Origin of the sequence: Pyrococcus kukulkanii (assembly GCF_041647995.1) — an archaeon.
Lineage (GTDB): Archaea > Methanobacteriota_B > Thermococci > Thermococcales > Thermococcaceae > Pyrococcus.
The window spans coordinates 125,761-141,825 of record NZ_JARRIB010000003.1; the positions used below are offsets into that span (position 1 = coordinate 125,761).

Here is a 16,065-nt window from a genome sequence, read left to right on the forward strand (position 1 = left end):
ATGAAGAATGAAAAGCTTAGGGATCTTTCCTTCTTTCTTTTTCCCATGGTATTTATGGTCGTGTTATTCTACCTAATCCCCCTAGTTTTGACTATTTACATAAGCTTTACCGGAATGAGAAATTGGAATGTAGATAAGTACCTTCATCAAGTTGTTGGCTTCTATAATTATGAAAGGCTTATACACATGTTCAGGTATGATCCAACATTCAAAGCTGTGATATTAACGACTATCGTCTTCGTATTAATAACGCTCATAATTAATGTCTTTGGTGGGTTGGGATTGGCACTTGGGACTTTTTTCATGAGTGAGAAGCCAGCCTCAGCGTTTAGACTTCTTTGGCTCCTCCCCAGGATGTCCCCTATTGCAGTTTACAGTTTAGTGTGGTACTATTTCTTCCATGGTAGCCCAATTGGAACACTGAATTCCATCTTGATGAAACTTGGCATAATTAATCAACCTATTCCCTGGGGTCAAATAGTCCCGTGGGGAGCTTGGAGCGTTATAATATTTGTTAACGGATTAGTTGGAGTTAGTTTTGGAATGATAGTTTTTACTTCCGCGTTAAACCAGATCCCAAGAGAGCTTGTTGTAGCGGCGAGAGTTGATGGGGCTTCTGCATGGGAAATTTCAAAGAAAATCCTTCTCCCCCTAATGAAGTGGCATTTCCTCTATGTACTAACTTGGCAGTTCTTGAGCTTGCTAACTACTTATCCACACCTCTTCCTATTAGTTGAGTGGGACTTAGTGGACAGGGATTATGGAACTACATTAGCATTGTACGTTTTTAACACAGCCTTTGGTAGAGGGGAGCAAGACCAAGGATTAGCGGCAGCGGCTGCAGTCATCCTTTCAATTCTGGGAATTATTGGCGGTTTTATAACGTTAAAGGTGCTTCAGTTTGAGAAGATGATCAAAAAGCCAAGAGGTGACCTTTGATGAAGGACGTCGAAACAAGACCAAAGAAGTACGAAGGAGCACTTATCTTAGCAATATTCTTGGCCACATTGCCCCTAATTATAGGATTCTCCCTCCTAATCCTCTCAAGCTTCAGTAGGGATATGATCACTAACTTTGACTTCAAGAGTTTCCACCCAACGATAGAGAACTGGATTAATGTGTTTAAGGGAAAACTAGCAATTACTGGTGGAGTTAAGGTAAACATGGGCAAAATAATCCTAAACACACTAATAGTTGCCCTGGGAGTTTCTGGGTTGGTAACCCTTATCAGTGTTATGTCAGGTTATGCCCTTTCGAGGATGGATTTCAAAGGAAGAAAATGGATGATAGTTTCGCTTATGCTACTCCATGCGTTTCCTGGGGTAGCACTAATTGTCGGAGTTTACTTGTTGTATAGATTATCATTCCCTGAGGGACAGAATTTTGTTAGGCTCTATTCCTTTATCTACGTGATATTTGCAAGAGCCGCCCTAGAGGTTCCTATGTCAGTTTGGCTTATGAAGGGCTTCTTCGATACTATTCCCTGGGAATTTGAGTGGAGCGGTATAATTGACGGAGCCTCAAGAATAACCGTGTGGAGGAAAATCATGCTACCTCTAATAAAGCCCGGGATACTTGCAGTAGCATTATTTTCGTTCCTAGCTGGATGGCAGGATATAATCTACGTGAGAACTTTCCTAATCGACCAAACGTTGGCCACTTTCATTGAGGCAAATATAGAAGCAGAATACACCCACATGCCCCTAATCGCAGCCGCTGGGACTCTCTACCTACTCCCAACGATAATCTTCTTCCTTACGGCCCAACAAATCCTGTTGAGAGGGTATTCAGGAGGAATTAAAGGCTGACCTCCTCCCCGCCCTAAAGGGCAAGACTCCCAGCCCGCAAAAGAGGTGATAACATGGTTAGTGTGAGGTTGGAGAACATAGTTAAGAAGTTTGGGAATTTCACGGCCCTAGATAACGTTAATCTTGAGATAAAAGATAGGGAGTTCATGGCACTCCTGGGACCTTCAGGAAGCGGAAAATCAACGCTCCTGTACACCATCGCAGGAATATACAAGCCAACCTCAGGAAAGGTGTATTTTGACGATAGAGATGTCACCGAGCTACCACCTAAAGACAGAAATGTAGGTCTCGTCTTCCAGAACTGGGCACTCTACCCACACATGACCGTATACAAGAACATAGCATTTCCATTAGAGCTCAGAAAAGCTCCTAGGGAGGAGATTGACAAAAAGGTTAGGGAAGTCGCTAAGATGCTTCATATTGACAGGCTCCTCGAGAGGTACCCGTGGCAACTCAGCGGAGGACAGCAACAGAGAGTTGCGATAGCGAGAGCTCTGGTGAAGGAGCCTGATGTCCTACTCCTAGATGAACCTCTTAGCAACTTAGACGCCCTTCTCAGACTTGAAGTTAGGGCGGAATTGAAGAGGTTGCAGAAGGAGCTAGGAATTACTGCCGTTTACGTTACCCACGACCAAGCCGAAGCACTGGCAATGGCAGACAGAATTGCGGTGATCAAGGAAGGCAAGATACTCCAAGTTGGAACACCAGATGAGGTTTACTACAAGCCCAAGTACAAGTTCGTAGGGGGGTTCCTAGGCAACCCACCGATGAACTTTCTAGAGGCGAAAGTCGAAGATGGAAAATTAGTCATAACTGAGGAAAGTGCAATTCCAATTCCAAGACAGTACAGAGAGATAGTTGAGAAAACTGGCGTAAAGGAGGTTTATCTAGGATTTAGGCCTCACGATGCTGAAGTTGAAAAAGGAATATCCCAAGGAATTGTTGGAGAAGTTTACTCATTTGAACCTCTCGGAAGGGAGCAGATAGTAACAATATCAGTTAATGACTCGATAGTCAAAGTATTCGCGCCGGAAGGAGAACACTTCAACTTCGGAGAGAAGGTAACCATTAAAGTCAAGGAAGACCTTCTCGTTCTTTTTGATAAGAAAACCGAAAAGGCCTTAGAGTTTTTGGCCGGATAAGGCCAAAATTTCTTTCATTTTTGAACAAACCTTTATAAAGGAGTAAGAAGTAGCTTCATTTAGAGTTATACCTAGGTGAGAGGTGGAAATTATGAGTGGAGATGAAGTTCAATTTCAGGGAAATTACGATGATTACATAACTTATCTTAAGAGGAGAATAAGACAGCTTGAACTCCAAGTGAGAATGCTTGAAGCCGACAAGGAGAGACTTGAGAGAGAGCTTTCTAGATTGAGGAGCGAGATGTCAAGGCTGAGGCAACCACCAGCATTTGCGGGCACCGTGATAGAAGTCCTAGATGATGATAGAGCAATAGTGCAGAACTACAATGGACCAAGGTTCGTCGTGAGGATAGCCCCATGGATTGACAGAAGCAAGCTGAGGCCAGGGACAAGGGTTGCCCTGGATCAGAGAACAATGGCAGTAGTTGAGATACTTCCAACCTCAAAGGATCCAACAGTTTTAGGATTTGAAGTTATAGAAAGGCCAAAGGTAACGTACAACGATATTGGAGGCCTAAAGAAACAGTTGCAAGAATTAAGAGAGGCCATAGAGCTACCGCTCAAGCATCCAGAGTTATTCGAAGAAGTAGGTATAGACCCACCGAAGGGCGTCCTCCTATACGGGCCCCCAGGGTGTGGTAAAACTCTAATGGCCAAAGCCCTAGCGCATGAGGTCAACGCAACGTTCATTAGAGTCGTTGGAAGTGAGCTCGTGAGGAAGTACATCGGTGAGGGAGCAAGACTCGTTCACGAACTATTCGAGCTGGCAAAGGAGAAAGCCCCAACGATAATATTCATTGATGAGATTGATGCTATTGGTGCAAAGAGAATGGATGAAACAACCGGCGGTGAGAGGGAAGTCAACAGGACGTTAATGCAACTTCTAGCAGAGATGGACGGATTTGATCCGAGAGGTAATGTAAAGGTTATAGCAGCGACCAACAGGCCAGATATACTCGATCCCGCACTGCTTAGACCGGGAAGATTCGATAGGTTAATTGAAGTACCATTACCGGACTTCGAGGGTAGACTTGAAATTTTGAAAGTTCATACGAGAAGAATGAAGATGAGAGGGGTGGATCTTAGGATAATAGCAGAAATGACCGAGGGAGCGAGTGGTGCAGATCTAAAGGCAATAGCAACGGAAGCAGGAATGTTTGCAATTAGGGACAGGAGAACGTACGTAACTCAGGAAGACTTTCTTAAGGCAATAGACAAGGTTCTAGGAAACGAAAGGAAGCTGATTCAGCAGATATTATCGCATGAGGTCATCTACGGCTGATCCCTCTTCTCATATATTTCCGCAAAGTGCCGTTGATATATCGTTTTCCGTGAAGTAACTGACGTACACAGTGAAATCCCATACCTGGGTTTTCATATTTAAAGATATCAGGATTATCGCGAGGAAGCGGGAATATAAGTGTTGTCCAATAGGGAGAAAGCAATACCCCCAACTCCTGACCTCCTTTTCGCCCTGAAGGGCAGGGCTTTCAAAAGAAAGTGAAGCTAATTGTGTAGCAGTGACTCTATATCCTTTAGATATCCACAAAAGACATTCCAAGGGCATGCCAATCCCAAGCTTAACAAGGCAAGAATAGGGAGGAATAAAGGAAGAAGGATATGAATTGTCCTTATTATCATGAAGAACGACACTGCTAGGAATATGGTCTTTCTATATCCGAACTTCGCTGTAAGAGGATCTGTAAAGGTCTAAGTTACGAATATTATCGAGACGGCTAAATCCCCATAGCTACATCCAAGAGGCTGGAAATAGAGAGCCAAACACACCATGCCGGAGAATATAGTTGAATTTATTAAGAATAGCGGATATGAAAGTTGTGATGGCAACGATAATATTTGTAGGAAGGTCAAACGTCGGTAAGAGCACCCTAATATATCAGCTTACGGGTAAGAGAGTTAGGCGAGGAAAGAGGCCCGGAGTGACAAGGAAGATCATCGAGATAGAGTGGAAGGGGCACAAGGTTATAGATATGCCAGGATTCGGATTCATGGCAGGATTACCCAAGGAAGTTCAGGAAAGGATAAAGGATGAGATTGTGCACTTCATAGAGGACAATGCCGATAAAATAGACTTAGCTATTCTTGTAGTTGATGGTAAGGCCGCTCCCGAGATAATTGAGAGGTGGGAAAAGAGAGGGGAGATACCAATTGATGTCGAATTTTATCACTTCCTTACGGAGCTCAAGATACCAACTATAGTTGCGGTGAACAAGCTGGACAAGATAAAGAACGTTCAAAGAACACTATACTTCCTCGCGGATAAGTTCGGAGTGCCATGGGATAAAATTGACGAAGTTTTTGTCCCCATCTCTGCAAAGTTTGGGGATAATATTGATTTACTAAAAAAGAAGATCCATGAAAAGCTGTCTAAAGAAGGCCGAGAACAACGTGAGTGATAGTTTCCTTAACACCTTCCAAAGCTGCAATCTCTTCTAATATCTCATCAAGCCTACTCTTATCAGCCTCTATTATCAGATCTATGTCCCCAGTTACACGGTAAACCTTCTTTACCCTAAGCTTCTTTATTGCATCGTAAACATGCTTTCTCTTCGTAGGCTCTATTTTAACGAAGATAAAAACATCTCCCCTCTTCTCACCCAGGAGCTCAAGGGCTTTCTCAGTTAGATCTATAAAACCCCTACCAGTCCTAATATACCCCAGCTCTTTTAGAACTTTCAAGTGATTGCTCAATGCCTGTCTTGTTATTCCAAGCTCTTCAGCAAGTTCGTCTTGGGTTTTTTCGACGGTATGAACCTCTATCGTTTTCCCCTCTCTGTACAGTTTCCTTAAAAGTTCAACCTGTCTATTGGTGAGCTCGACCTTTTCCCTTGTCATAGAGCTACACCATCCTTGAACTTTACAAACATAAGTCCTTTACTGGTTTCATAAATCTTTTGGCTAAAGGACATCTCTGTCAAGGAGTCCAAGCTCTTCACCATCCTCCCTAACCCTAATCCTCCCGAACCTAAGTTCAGCCACAGGTTCTTCAACAGGGGTAAGTAATTCAATTTTTCCTTCAGCGAAGTTTATTCCTTTCAGTATTCCTACTCCCAAGCAAAAGCCTTCCTTGTTGATTAATCCAATAAGAAGGTTGCTCAACTTTGTGAAGTCAAGAAACCTCAGGACATTTTTGTCAATATTCCTGGGGCCTTCAACTACGTCAGCCTTAACAACGAAATACTTATCCCCAATTCTCCTACCATGGATGATTATCCATTTAAAAAGCTTCTCTAGTAAGGATTTCTCCCCCTCACTTATTGGCTTACCTTGAAACAGAGAAGTTCCCGTAACAGCAACATTTGAAAGATCAAACACTCTTAACTTTGCGTTCTCAAAGTACTTTTTCCATTTCTCTCTCCTTATTGCCCGCCTTTCCGCTCTGGAGAAGTCCCTTGCATGCTCGCTGACCTGAAGCTTCATCGTTATCTCTTCATAACCCCTTAGAATTAGTTCAAGTTCATCCTCTCGCTCCAATGCCAAGATCAAATCCGGCTTAACGGCCTCAATTTTCATTCTTTTGAGATCAACTCCAGAACCGTAAATCATCCCCGTTGTATCTATAAGGACAACATCAGCAAGCCTCTTGGCAACTTCACTTAACTTGCTTACCCCCACAACCATCTCTCCAAAAAATTGAGTTGGAGTTATACTACCAACGAAGTAGTGAGCATAAGCTCTAAGGCCCTCCATGGATGAGAAGTGGGAATCAACTAGAGCCAAGCTTATAGTTCCAGGGGGAAGGATGCCCTTCTGCCCAACGTCAGCATCAATAATTGCCACCCTTAAACCATTAGAAATTAGCTCATTTGCCAAATAAACAGCTAACGTCGTCTTCCCCGTGTCAACATCCCCAATTATCATAACCTTAGCAGGTTTCCGCAGTGATAATATCTTCATTAGAGCATCCTTCCTGTCCTCGGGAACTTCCCTCGTAAAAGAAGCCTTATTGACTTCCATTCATACCACCCGTTAATATTTTATCGCAATGGTATTATCTATCAGCATGCTTGACCCATTCAGTGAGAGAGCAAAAGACCTACTAAAAGAATTCGGATCCATAAATGAATTTATGAATGCTATACCCACTATAGTTACCATTGAGGAGGTCGTTGAAAGGTTAAAGGTTGTCAAGTATAGGGAGGATGCTAGTAGCTTTATGGACGTTCAAGATATAAGGGATCTCGCCCAGTTCTACGCTTTACTTGGAGCTTTAGCGTTCTCCCCCTATGGTCTGGAGTTGGAGCTCGTAAAGAAGGCTAATTTAATAATATACTCAGAGAGAATTAGAAGAACCGAGAAAATTAGGCCCGAAGAGATAAGCCTTCCAATTCAGCTAGCAGTAGAGTTCCCAATTGATGACGTTAAGGCCCTTGAGAGGGTTTTTAGGGGATTGCCAGAATACACAATTAAAATTTCAGAGTTTCTGGAGCTCTTACCTGGGGAAAAGCTCTCCAACTACTACATCTATAGAGGGCTTGTGTACCTAAAAAAGGAAGACCTCATGAAGATTTGGGAGATGGCATTTGAGAGGAACACCGAAAAGGCAGTTAACCTACTCTACGAAATCAGAGATGACCTCCCAGAATTCTACACCGAACTGTTGGGAGAGATAAGGAGCTTTGCAGAGGAAGAGTTCAAGGCCAGATTCAAAGATGTCAAGTCAGGCATCTTAAAGCCCGAACTATTCCCACCCTGTGTGAAGAACGCCCTAAAAGGAGTGCCACAGGGGCTCAGGAACTACGCTATTACAGTTCTGCTCACGAGCTTCTTGAGCTATGCAAGGATATGCCCTAACCCCCCTAAGAGGAACGTAAGGGTTAGGGACTGCATAGACGATTTAAAGGTAATAAAGGATGAGATACTTCCTATGATAATCGAAGCGGCGAACCGTTGCACGCCACCATTATTTGAGGATCAACCTAATGAAATTAAGAATATATGGTACCACCTGGGCTTCGGATATACAGCGAACCCAACGCTTGAGGACAGTGGAAATTCAACATGGTACTTCCCACCTAACTGCGAGAAAATAAGGACGAATGCACCGCAACTCTGCACCCCGGATAAGCACTGCAAGTACATCAGGAACCCCTTGACTTACTACCTCAGGAGGCTTTACATGGAGGGTAAGAGAAATGCTCCTAAGGGAGGTAACAAAGGAGGAAAGGAGTAAGTTCTATAAGGAAGAGTGGAATGCCAAAGATATTCCCGATTTCATCGTGGATACCCTTGAATATAGGGAGTTTGGATTTGATCACACTGGAGAGGGGCCCAACGATAGAAAAAACCACTATAGTGATTTAAGGGACTTAGAAGACTACATCAGAGCAACATCACCCTACGCCGTCTACTCCAGCGTAGCCCTCTACGAAAAACCAGAGAAAATGGAAGGATGGCTTGGGGCAGAAATAGTGTTCGACATAGACGCTAAAGATCTCCCGTTGAAACGGTGTAACCATGAACCTGGAACTGTCTGTCCTATATGCCTCAACGATGCAAAAGAGCTCGCCAAAGATACCCTAGTCATACTGAAAGAAGAGCTAGGATTTGAAAACGTTCACGTTATATATTCTGGGAGAGGTTATCACATAAGAGTTTTAGATGAATGGGCATTAAACCTCGATTCAAAAGCAAGGGAAAGGATACTAGCCTTTGTTTCTGCCAGTGAGATTGAGGATGTATCCGAGTTTAGGAAGCTTCTAATTGAGAAGAGAGGATGGTTCGTCCTAAACCATTCCTACCCCAGGGTTTTTAGGCTTAGATTCGGATACTTTATCTTAAGAGTAAAGTTTCCGCACCTGAAAAATATGGGAATTAGAAGAGACATTGCTGAGAGGATAATCAATTCAAAAGAAGAAATTTATAGAGGATTCGTGCGAAATGCCATCCTAGCTTCCTTCCCCCAGGGAGTTGGGGTTGAAACTCTGGCAAAGCTCTTCGCGCTGTCAACAAGGTTCTCTAAAGCGTACTTTGACGGAAGGGTTACGGTAGATATAAAGAGGATACTAAGGCTACCCTCAACTCTACATTCCAAAGTGGGATTAGTTGCGAAGTACGTAGGAACCACGGAAAGAGAAGTCATGAAGTTCAATCCTTTTAGGCATGCCGTTCCAAAATTCAGAAAGAAAGAAGTAAGGGAAGCTTACAAGAAGTGGTGGGAGGAGTTAGATGAGGCGAGGGGGCTATAGCCCGCCTTCTGTACCTCCGGGGGCATTCGACTAAGCGGCCTACCACGGGCCTCACACCGGGAACTCATCGGCCCTTTCTCGGCCTTGCACCCCGCGGGACGGCCGTTTCACCGCTCCCCTCGGGATTGTCTGCGGGTTAACTCGGCTCCCGTCGCCGGGAGCCTTCGCCGCTTTCATCCACATCTCCCGAGGGACGTGTCGTTTCTGTGCCGTTGCCCTCCCTCTCGGGAGGTGCCTTACGGCACCGCGGCCCCGGTGCGGTGGGCGGAACTTCCTCGGGTCGAGCCCGACAGCCCCCAGCCCCCTCGCCTGCTCCTCATTACTCTCTAGAGGCTATAAACTTTTGGTACCATAGCCTTGAAACTTCCTCGACGAGCTCCGCCTTGTAAAAGGCTTCCCTCAGGGTTCTGCCCACGGTAACTATCCCGTGCCTTTCGAGAACTACAGCATCGTACTCCCTTATAGCCTCACTTACCTGCCTAGCGAGATCTTCACTACCTGCAGGCTTAAAAGGTAGGACGGGAACCTTTGAAAGGTAAAGCTGAGCCTCCGGGGTCAGCATAGGAACTTCCCTCTCAAACATAGAAAGGGTAATTGAATATGGAGGGTGAAGATGAACGACGGCCCTTACGTCTTCCCTGTTCCTGTAGACACCAAGATGGAGCCTGTACTCGGATGAAGGTCTTATAGCTGAAACAATGGATCCATCAATTTTCATTACCGCAACCTGGGAAGGACTCATCTCCTCCATCACGGAACCGGTTGCTTTGATAAAAATGTAATCCCTAACCCTAACGCTTATATTCCCTCCAAAAGAGCCAGTCAACCCCTTCTTGTGGGCAAGCCTTGAGTAGTAGACTAGCTTAGCCTTAACGTTTTTCATCAATCATCACCTCTATCCCGCAATCGGTGCATATGGCCTTCTTTTCCCTCCACCTGAGTTCTCCGCCGCATACAGGGCAGATGTTAAGCTTTCCACTCTCCCTCCAAAGCCGGTAAGTTTCATTGTCAACCTTTAGGATTATGGTCTTCTTCCCTTGCTTAAACTCTCCAAGCACAGGATAACTCTTAAGCTCGAAAGTTTTTGCATCGATTATAACAGGCTCAACTCCGAGGTTTTCTTCGTACTCAAGCTCATTTGCGGGAATCATCTCGACAACGTAACAGTCTATTTCTCGGTCATAATAGGCTATAAGTTCAAGGGCATCGCTTAAATCCCCCGTGGCGGATATGAAGTCCACAACTATCATGTTCTCCCTCGGGATTAGGAGGGCTATGACAAAGTTGTTTCTGAAAAGTCCCAACCCCTTTCCGAGAAATAACTTCTCTAATCCTATACTCTCTAGCATCTTGCCTACCGTATCAGGGGACGGCAAGCCTTTATTCTCAACTATTGCCCTCCAGAGCTTCTTAGCTATTGGGAAAGCCCCCATTATAGGCTCATAGACGTCCATTTTTCTCCCCTTTATCGAGCTATTCTAAAGGTCTAAATAATACTTTCCACGAGCACGGGGAGCATTAGAACCCCCATATAAGTTACCCTAAAGACCTGCCATCTTGGAGCGAGGAATCCCAGGAACATTGACGAGAGCATTAAAAATACCCCAGGAAGCCCATTGTAGAGGTAACCCAAGACAAACAAGAACAGTATTATCGCCATAATGACCTTCCTATAAAACCTGAATGCCACCTTTCCCATAAGAATTGCAATCCTGGGTGCAAAGGCCATGATTATTAGGGCTGCAGAGATTCCAAGAAGATACAGATAAAGAAGCTCCGAAGTAGAAACTTCACCAATCGCAACCATAACACCATTCCTGGTCTTACCTGTGAGAGCGAGGTTTGCGAGCGAGAAGGCATAAGCAGCGGTATTCGTGGAGTATATTATCGTCAAGTAGTCAAGGTCATCCTTTGTTAGCTTCGATCCCAGGAGTGAGGCCTGACCAGCCGTTAACGTTGGTAAGAGTGAAGCCAAAGCACCAAAAAATGTTCCAAGAGCACTAAACTTTAACACCCTTAGGATCCCAATACTCAATTCTGAATCTTCTACTTTTATTTCCTTTGGAGGATTTAGGTAGGACTCTATTAAGAGGGGAAGAGCGAAGAGCCCAGTAAAGAGCGGATAAAAAGGATCTCTGAGGGGCATATTGAATGCACAATAACCGAGAAATCCTGAAAGGAGGAATATAAAAAGGGCACCAACCTTATTCCTCTGAGAGAAAATTAGGAAGAGCGAAAGGAACATAATGAATGCCAATCCAACCTTAAACTTGTAGAGAGGAGCGACAAAGGAATAAAGGGGATATGTCAAAACCGCGAGTATTAGTGCGATTGTGCTTGCAGTAACGGACAGCCTAACCAACTCTCCAAACCTTCCCTGGAGTACTATCCTGTGAGAAGGGAGGAGAGAAGGAACCGTGTCATCACTATCGGGAACACCAAATAGTGCCGAGGGAATTGAATCCAAGAATGTATGGACTAAACCCATCACGAATAGCGTTGGAACTGGAAGGGATAACCTGCTTAGGGAATTCACATGCAACCCAGGTGTCAGTCCAGTAAGTGTTCCAAATGCGACCCCCTTTATCATCTGCAGGAAGAGTTCAAGCATATATCTTCCTCCTCTTCAACGATCAAGACTGGTTTCTTGTAGTACGTGGAGAACACGCCAAATGCTTCAACTTTATCTCCAACCCCAATTTTAACGTCTGGTTTTACTTTAAGAAGGATTCTACAGTTCCCATGCTTAACCTGAGCGATGATTCTACCTCTAACTTCTTTTACGTTCTCGACGACTCCTGAAACTTTTCCAGCTTTTCCAACCTTAGGACTGCATATCATGTTACCCAAGTTTTCCCTGGGAAAGAGGGTATAGTTCAAGCATAAGTAGTCAGAGAATCTCCTCAGGGCTCTGAATTTTACTTTATCCCCAACTCTCCCCATAACATTGGAGAGTGGTAAATTGAGGCACTCTAACTTAACCCCATCCTCCAGTTTCTGCACTATTCTACATTCATCTTCCACAATTTCCCCCACTCTGGGTTTTTCTGAGATATTAGCACTTCCAACATCCTTAACCACCGAAGCGTAAACAGTTATTCTACCCGCAACCCTTGTTATCCCAAGGACTTCGACGACCCTCCCAGGAATTAAAGTCTGATTATCCCTCAGGTACACTTTTACACTTCGATTTTTCCAGAATATTATCCCAGGATTGCCCCCGTATAGAACAATGCCCTTGAACTTGAAAGGGTAACCATCTTTTGGTGATGTCAAATTCCCAATCACGTGATATTCAACGGGAACGAGCTTGCTTCCAAAGAAAACTCCTTTAACCCTAACAAGCTCCCCCTCATGTACACCAGAAAGCTCAAACTTAAGCTTAATTTTCTTCGGGGTTAGGAGTGACGGATAATAATCAACCCAGTATGCTCCTTCATATTCCTCAAGTTCTATCTTACCATCTTCCACTTTTCTAGGCTTTATACCACTCCCCCGATATATCCCAATGACTCTATACACTTTCCCAACTTTGAGATCTGAAAAGACTGGAACAGAGAACCTTCCATCAGTTAATATGCTAAATCCATCGGAAGAATAGGCACAAACTCCAGTGAACTCAACTAGCCTACCTTCTCCCGCCTCTTCAATACTGGCAGGCTCCACGTCTGAAGCTATATAGGCAAGACCTAAGAACACTAAGCTTAATGATATTAATGCAATGTCAACTGATCTCATATTTTACTCTTTGCATTTTTAGTTTAAATATTTTTACCTTAGAAGCAATTTAATACCTTCAGGGGTTATATTATACTCGATCCAATCAAGTCTATGAGCCGTCCTTCTCATGCCATAAATTCTGAGGTACCTCCTTAGAGTCTTTCCTTCCTCCATTAATCTTAACTCTATTATCCCATCAACTATGGCCCTAACCATCATTTCGACATACGGCTCCTCAATTCCGGAGTTCATTTCAAGAATCCAGACCTGCCTATTCCTGTGGGCAAATTCCCTCAGCTCCTCTAGGAATTTATAAATTTCTTTTCTGGAAGTTTCAAAGAATATGGGAGTCATAGAAGATATGAAGCCTACTATTTTATCTACATGAGTTGTTGAAAGTATCTTTAGTGTTGTGTCCTTAATCGCATCAAGTAGTCTTGTAGTATCACTTAGATCAGTTATTACTGTTTCATCAAAAGAGAATTTTGGAGCTTTTCTCAGCCTCTGGCTATACGCATCAAGGAGTATTATCTTTTCATCAAGAAACGGCATAAATTCCCAACCAAAATCAAGAGCGTTGCTTATAAATTCATATTTTGATATATCGATTAAAACTCCAATTACAGGTACTCCTAACTTAAGCTGATTGAAAGCGAATTGTGTCAGGAAAGTGCTCTTACCAGCCTTAGGATCACCTATTAAAAGAACGACACTTCCCCTAGGTATACCCCCACTTATAAGGTCATCTATTATTCCAGTTGGGATTCTCTCAACTACCTTTTCTATTTTTTCATCACTGTTTTCAAACATTGGACTCCCCCGCTCAGTAGATTTCCCCACTTGGGTAAACAACGACTCCATTAGGACCAATTTCGAAAGGATACTTCTTCATTGAGTGCCTAGTTTCACGCATTTTTCTAATAAGAATATACCTCTTCAGCTCAATGTTTCTCTCCTGAAGGTCAAGAACTATAACACCCCTAGCAATGAACTCCTCTATTCCATACCTGCTTATTTTACCGTGCTGTGGATCTGGAGCTTCGGTTGTGAGTATAGTTGTAACTCCCATTTCCAGCAGAATAGTGTTTAATTTTAGTAGAACCTCTCTTATCTTCCTCTCTTCTTCTAATCTAAGAGCAATCGAAGGAATTGAGTCAATTACGAGCCTCTTGGCATTTATTGCCTTAACAACCCTATAAATATACCTTAAAAAGTTATCTATGTTGAACCTATCTTCAAGAACAAATTTCTCTTCACTGGGTAAACCTGCAGTAGCACTAACACCATCAACTATGGCAATCATTCCCTCCTTCTCATACTTCTCAAAATCCCAGCCAAAAACTGCCATCTCTCTTCTAAGATCCTTGGCTCTCTCTTCTAATGTTACGAAAACCCCTGGTTCACCGTATTCTTCAGCCCCTTTATATATAAATTGTGCCGCAAATGTAGTTTTACCAGTGCCAGTGCCACCAGTCAGAAGGACAGTAGTGCCTTCTGGAAACCCCCCCTCGATGAGTTCATCAAAGCCAGGTATGCCACTTTTAACTCTCCGAATAGGTTGATAACTCATTATCATCACCTCAGGATAATCCTGACTTATTCGATAGTTCTTGAGCGCAAAAATATAAAGGTTTTGCCATAACAAGTTGAAATGATTAAGGTAATCTTGGCAAGATTAAGAAAAGATTAATTAAATTACAAAGGACAAAATTCAATTCCTAGAATATCTCCACTTGCCTGATACTCCAAAGCCCTACAATCATGACAAATGTATCTCAACGAGCACGTCTTACATGGAGATATTGCATCCTTAGTTAACTTCCAAAACTTCTTCAGCCTTTGCTTCCTTAGGATGGTTCTTAAGTTTTCTCGAGTTATATCTCCCACAATGAACTTCCTAAGTAAGGGACATGGGACAACGAAACCCTCAGGGGTTATTGCTATGAGCCCCGCCATACAATTGTTATACACTACCGAGGTAGGATTAATGACCTTTCTAAGCTCTAAGGGGTTAAACTCCATAAGCTTAAGTGATCCTGGATACAATATATCAACCCACACTTCTCCCCGAAACTCTAACTTCTTCTTTAAGAGTTCCTTATATTGAGGGTACGTTGCCAATATTAGTAAAGTATCTACATTAGAATCCCCAACCTCATCCAATTCGCTAAACAACACCTCACCTATAACCTTAAATTTCCTCTCTTTGGGGATCCTATCCCAATCCTCCACAGCAACAGTTACGTAAGTCTCAGCTCCCCTAGAGGCTGCATACTCTGCAAGTTCTATGGCATCTTCAATGTCATCATAATTGGTTATATATACCTCTCCCCCTCTTGCTATACTTCTGAATTCATCGATGACCCTTTTGAATGTTTTTAATGGAACCGGATCCCTATAGAGAATCAGCTTATTATTACCAATGCATCCAAGACTTCTCGGGATAAATGATGATTCTGAGAACATTCCCTTTCCTTCACCTATCATAAGTATCATTCTCTCTAGCGATCCTCTATGAGGAGTAGTTACCCATGGAGGCTTTGAAACTGTTGTAATCCTTGCCTCTCCTATAGGAATTTCATAAGTAAGGGCCTTCGCTTTCTCCATATAATTCACCGAAAAATAAGAATACACAGCATTTATATTAACTTTTTCTATACTGATTTTACATACAACTAATAATAGTATGTGAAAAAGTGATATTACTTGGTATTTTTATCCACGGGAATAAGCTTATTGCCCTCAATCCAGAATTCGCCTTCTTCTGTAACCTCCCTTTTCCATATCGGCACTCTCTTCTTGACCTCATCAACAATCCACATACAGGCATCAAAAGCCTCTTTCCTGTGCTTACCGGCAGTTGCAACCAGCATCGTATTCTCCCCAACCTCAAGCTCCCCAACCCTATGCCATATTATGGCGTCACCTATTGGAAACTTTGAGAGGGCCTCCTCTCTAATTCGGGCCATCTCCTTTAAGGCCATTTCATCGTAGGCCTCGTAAATTAGCTTCACAACTTTCCTCCCATAGTTCTCATTCCTCACCTTGCCGAGGAATATCACTACCCCACCACTTTCCGGCGAAGATATTAGCTCAACGGCCTCCTCCAAGCTAAAATCTTTGGGCTTTTTGAATAGACCAACTTTCTCTCCCATACATATCCCAATGTATTTAAGCTTGGAATTT

Annotated in this window: 17 protein-coding genes and 1 other RNA gene; 7 read left to right on the forward strand and 11 right to left on the reverse strand. The window is 43.3% G+C overall.

Annotated elements, in window-relative coordinates; translation table 11 throughout:
- The 5 genes from P8X24_RS06975 (at position 1) to engB (ending at position 5,367) form a co-directional block, all read left to right on the forward strand.
- Positions 1-939 (forward strand): carbohydrate ABC transporter permease, encoded by a 939-nt coding sequence (locus P8X24_RS06975; RefSeq protein WP_372914832.1) that lies wholly within the window; start codon positions 1-3, stop codon positions 937-939.
- A complete protein-coding gene (locus tag P8X24_RS06980) occupies positions 939-1,808 on the forward strand; it encodes a carbohydrate ABC transporter permease (RefSeq protein ID WP_372914833.1) in 870 nt (289 codons plus the stop codon). The genes P8X24_RS06975 and P8X24_RS06980 overlap by 1 nt, the downstream gene beginning before the upstream one ends.
- A 53-nt stretch (positions 1,809-1,861) precedes the next feature.
- Positions 1,862-2,950, forward strand: coding sequence for an ABC transporter ATP-binding protein (locus tag P8X24_RS06985; RefSeq protein WP_372914835.1), 1,089 nt, complete (start codon positions 1,862-1,864; stop codon positions 2,948-2,950).
- Between the two features lie 91 nt (positions 2,951-3,041).
- On the forward strand, positions 3,042-4,232 hold the full coding sequence (locus tag P8X24_RS06990) for a proteasome-activating nucleotidase (RefSeq protein ID WP_372914837.1): 1,191 nt from the start codon (positions 3,042-3,044) through the stop codon (positions 4,230-4,232).
- 559 nt (positions 4,233-4,791) lie between these two features.
- Positions 4,792-5,367 carry a GTP-binding protein EngB gene (engB, locus tag P8X24_RS06995; RefSeq protein ID WP_372915326.1) on the forward strand — a complete coding sequence of 192 codons (576 nt, stop codon included), beginning with the start codon at positions 4,792-4,794 and terminating at the stop codon, positions 5,365-5,367.
- Here engB and P8X24_RS07000 read toward each other — a convergent pair.
- Both P8X24_RS07000 and P8X24_RS07005 read right to left on the reverse strand, forming a co-directional pair.
- Positions 5,339-5,806 (reverse strand): Lrp/AsnC family transcriptional regulator, encoded by a 468-nt coding sequence (locus tag P8X24_RS07000; protein WP_372914839.1) that lies wholly within the window; start codon positions 5,804-5,806, stop codon positions 5,339-5,341. The two genes, engB and P8X24_RS07000, sit on opposite strands and share 29 nt — an antisense overlap.
- Positions 5,807-5,869: 63 nt before the next feature.
- Positions 5,870-6,928, reverse strand: a complete 1,059-nt coding sequence (locus tag P8X24_RS07005; RefSeq protein ID WP_372914841.1) for a Clp1/GlmU family protein — start codon at positions 6,926-6,928, stop codon at positions 5,870-5,872.
- A 46-nt stretch (positions 6,929-6,974) separates the two neighbouring features.
- On the opposite strand from P8X24_RS07005, the gene priL reads away from it, so the two are divergent.
- Entirely contained in the window at positions 6,975-8,144 is a 1,170-nt protein-coding gene (gene priL / locus P8X24_RS07010) for a DNA primase large subunit PriL (RefSeq protein ID WP_372914843.1), read from the forward strand.
- A complete protein-coding gene (gene priS / locus P8X24_RS07015; protein ID WP_372914845.1) occupies positions 8,107-9,159 on the forward strand; it encodes a DNA primase catalytic subunit PriS in 1,053 nt (350 codons plus the stop codon). The genes priL and priS overlap by 38 nt, the downstream gene beginning before the upstream one ends.
- Here the strand turns inward: priS and rnpB are convergent.
- From rnpB to P8X24_RS07060, 9 genes are all read right to left on the reverse strand, one after another.
- Positions 9,145-9,468: RNase P RNA component (gene rnpB, locus P8X24_RS07020), an RNA gene on the reverse strand. The two genes, priS and rnpB, sit on opposite strands and share 15 nt — an antisense overlap.
- A gap of 10 nt (positions 9,469-9,478) precedes the next feature.
- Positions 9,479-10,042, reverse strand: a complete 564-nt coding sequence (locus P8X24_RS07025) for an aldolase (protein ID WP_372914847.1) — start codon at positions 10,040-10,042, stop codon at positions 9,479-9,481.
- Positions 10,029-10,613 (reverse strand): hypothetical protein, encoded by a 585-nt coding sequence (locus tag P8X24_RS07030; protein WP_372914849.1) that lies wholly within the window; start codon positions 10,611-10,613, stop codon positions 10,029-10,031. The genes P8X24_RS07025 and P8X24_RS07030 overlap by 14 nt, the downstream gene beginning before the upstream one ends.
- A 32-nt stretch (positions 10,614-10,645) precedes the next feature.
- Positions 10,646-11,770 (reverse strand): tripartite tricarboxylate transporter permease, encoded by a 1,125-nt coding sequence (locus P8X24_RS07035; RefSeq protein ID WP_372914851.1) that lies wholly within the window; start codon positions 11,768-11,770, stop codon positions 10,646-10,648.
- Positions 11,746-12,897, reverse strand: a complete 1,152-nt coding sequence (locus P8X24_RS07040; RefSeq protein WP_372914852.1) for a DNA-binding protein — start codon at positions 12,895-12,897, stop codon at positions 11,746-11,748. The genes P8X24_RS07035 and P8X24_RS07040 overlap by 25 nt, the downstream gene beginning before the upstream one ends.
- 33 nt (positions 12,898-12,930) lie before the next feature.
- Entirely contained in the window at positions 12,931-13,689 is a 759-nt protein-coding gene (locus P8X24_RS07045) for an RAD55 family ATPase (RefSeq protein WP_372914854.1), read from the reverse strand.
- A 13-nt stretch (positions 13,690-13,702) separates the two neighbouring features.
- Positions 13,703-14,449 carry an ATPase domain-containing protein gene (locus tag P8X24_RS07050; protein WP_372915328.1) on the reverse strand — a complete coding sequence of 249 codons (747 nt, stop codon included), beginning with the start codon at positions 14,447-14,449 and terminating at the stop codon, positions 13,703-13,705.
- A 125-nt stretch (positions 14,450-14,574) separates the two neighbouring features.
- A complete protein-coding gene (locus tag P8X24_RS07055; protein ID WP_372914856.1) occupies positions 14,575-15,486 on the reverse strand; it encodes an SPASM domain-containing protein in 912 nt (303 codons plus the stop codon).
- Positions 15,487-15,581: 95 nt separating this feature from the next.
- Complete coding sequence (locus P8X24_RS07060; protein ID WP_372914858.1) at positions 15,582-16,034, reverse strand: molybdenum cofactor biosynthesis protein MoaE; 453 nt, start codon at positions 16,032-16,034, stop codon at positions 15,582-15,584.
- Positions 16,035-16,065: the final 31 nt, after the last annotated feature.

What these genes read in the sequence shown, in the direction of transcription:
- P8X24_RS07060 (WP_372914858.1), bottom strand. Translation starts at nt 16,034, where the DNA reads ATGGGAGAGAAAGTTGGTCTATTCAAAAAGCCCAAAGATTTTAGCTTG.
- P8X24_RS06990 (WP_372914837.1), top strand. Translation starts at nt 3,042, where the DNA reads ATGAGTGGAGATGAAGTTCAATTTCAGGGAAATTACGATGATTACATA.
- P8X24_RS06980 (WP_372914833.1), top strand. Translation starts at nt 939, where the DNA reads ATGAAGGACGTCGAAACAAGACCAAAGAAGTACGAAGGAGCACTTATC.
- P8X24_RS07055 (WP_372914856.1), bottom strand. Translation starts at nt 15,486, where the DNA reads ATGGAGAAAGCGAAGGCCCTTACTTATGAAATTCCTATAGGAGAGGCA.
- P8X24_RS07025 (WP_372914847.1), bottom strand. Translation starts at nt 10,042, where the DNA reads ATGAAAAACGTTAAGGCTAAGCTAGTCTACTACTCAAGGCTTGCCCAC.
- P8X24_RS06985 (WP_372914835.1), top strand. Translation starts at nt 1,862, where the DNA reads ATGGTTAGTGTGAGGTTGGAGAACATAGTTAAGAAGTTTGGGAATTTC.
- P8X24_RS06975 (WP_372914832.1), top strand. Translation starts at nt 1, where the DNA reads ATGAAGAATGAAAAGCTTAGGGATCTTTCCTTCTTTCTTTTTCCCATG.
- priL (WP_372914843.1), top strand. Translation starts at nt 6,975, where the DNA reads ATGCTTGACCCATTCAGTGAGAGAGCAAAAGACCTACTAAAAGAATTC.
- engB (WP_372915326.1), top strand. Translation starts at nt 4,792, where the DNA reads ATGGCAACGATAATATTTGTAGGAAGGTCAAACGTCGGTAAGAGCACC.
- priS (WP_372914845.1), top strand. Translation starts at nt 8,107, where the DNA reads ATGCTCCTAAGGGAGGTAACAAAGGAGGAAAGGAGTAAGTTCTATAAG.
- P8X24_RS07045 (WP_372914854.1), bottom strand. Translation starts at nt 13,689, where the DNA reads ATGTTTGAAAACAGTGATGAAAAAATAGAAAAGGTAGTTGAGAGAATC.
- P8X24_RS07050 (WP_372915328.1), bottom strand. Translation starts at nt 14,449, where the DNA reads ATGAGTTATCAACCTATTCGGAGAGTTAAAAGTGGCATACCTGGCTTT.
- P8X24_RS07040 (WP_372914852.1), bottom strand. Translation starts at nt 12,897, where the DNA reads ATGAGATCAGTTGACATTGCATTAATATCATTAAGCTTAGTGTTCTTA.
- P8X24_RS07035 (WP_372914851.1), bottom strand. Translation starts at nt 11,770, where the DNA reads ATGCTTGAACTCTTCCTGCAGATGATAAAGGGGGTCGCATTTGGAACA.
- P8X24_RS07030 (WP_372914849.1), bottom strand. Translation starts at nt 10,613, where the DNA reads ATGGACGTCTATGAGCCTATAATGGGGGCTTTCCCAATAGCTAAGAAG.
- P8X24_RS07005 (WP_372914841.1), bottom strand. Translation starts at nt 6,928, where the DNA reads ATGGAAGTCAATAAGGCTTCTTTTACGAGGGAAGTTCCCGAGGACAGG.
- P8X24_RS07000 (WP_372914839.1), bottom strand. Translation starts at nt 5,806, where the DNA reads ATGACAAGGGAAAAGGTCGAGCTCACCAATAGACAGGTTGAACTTTTA.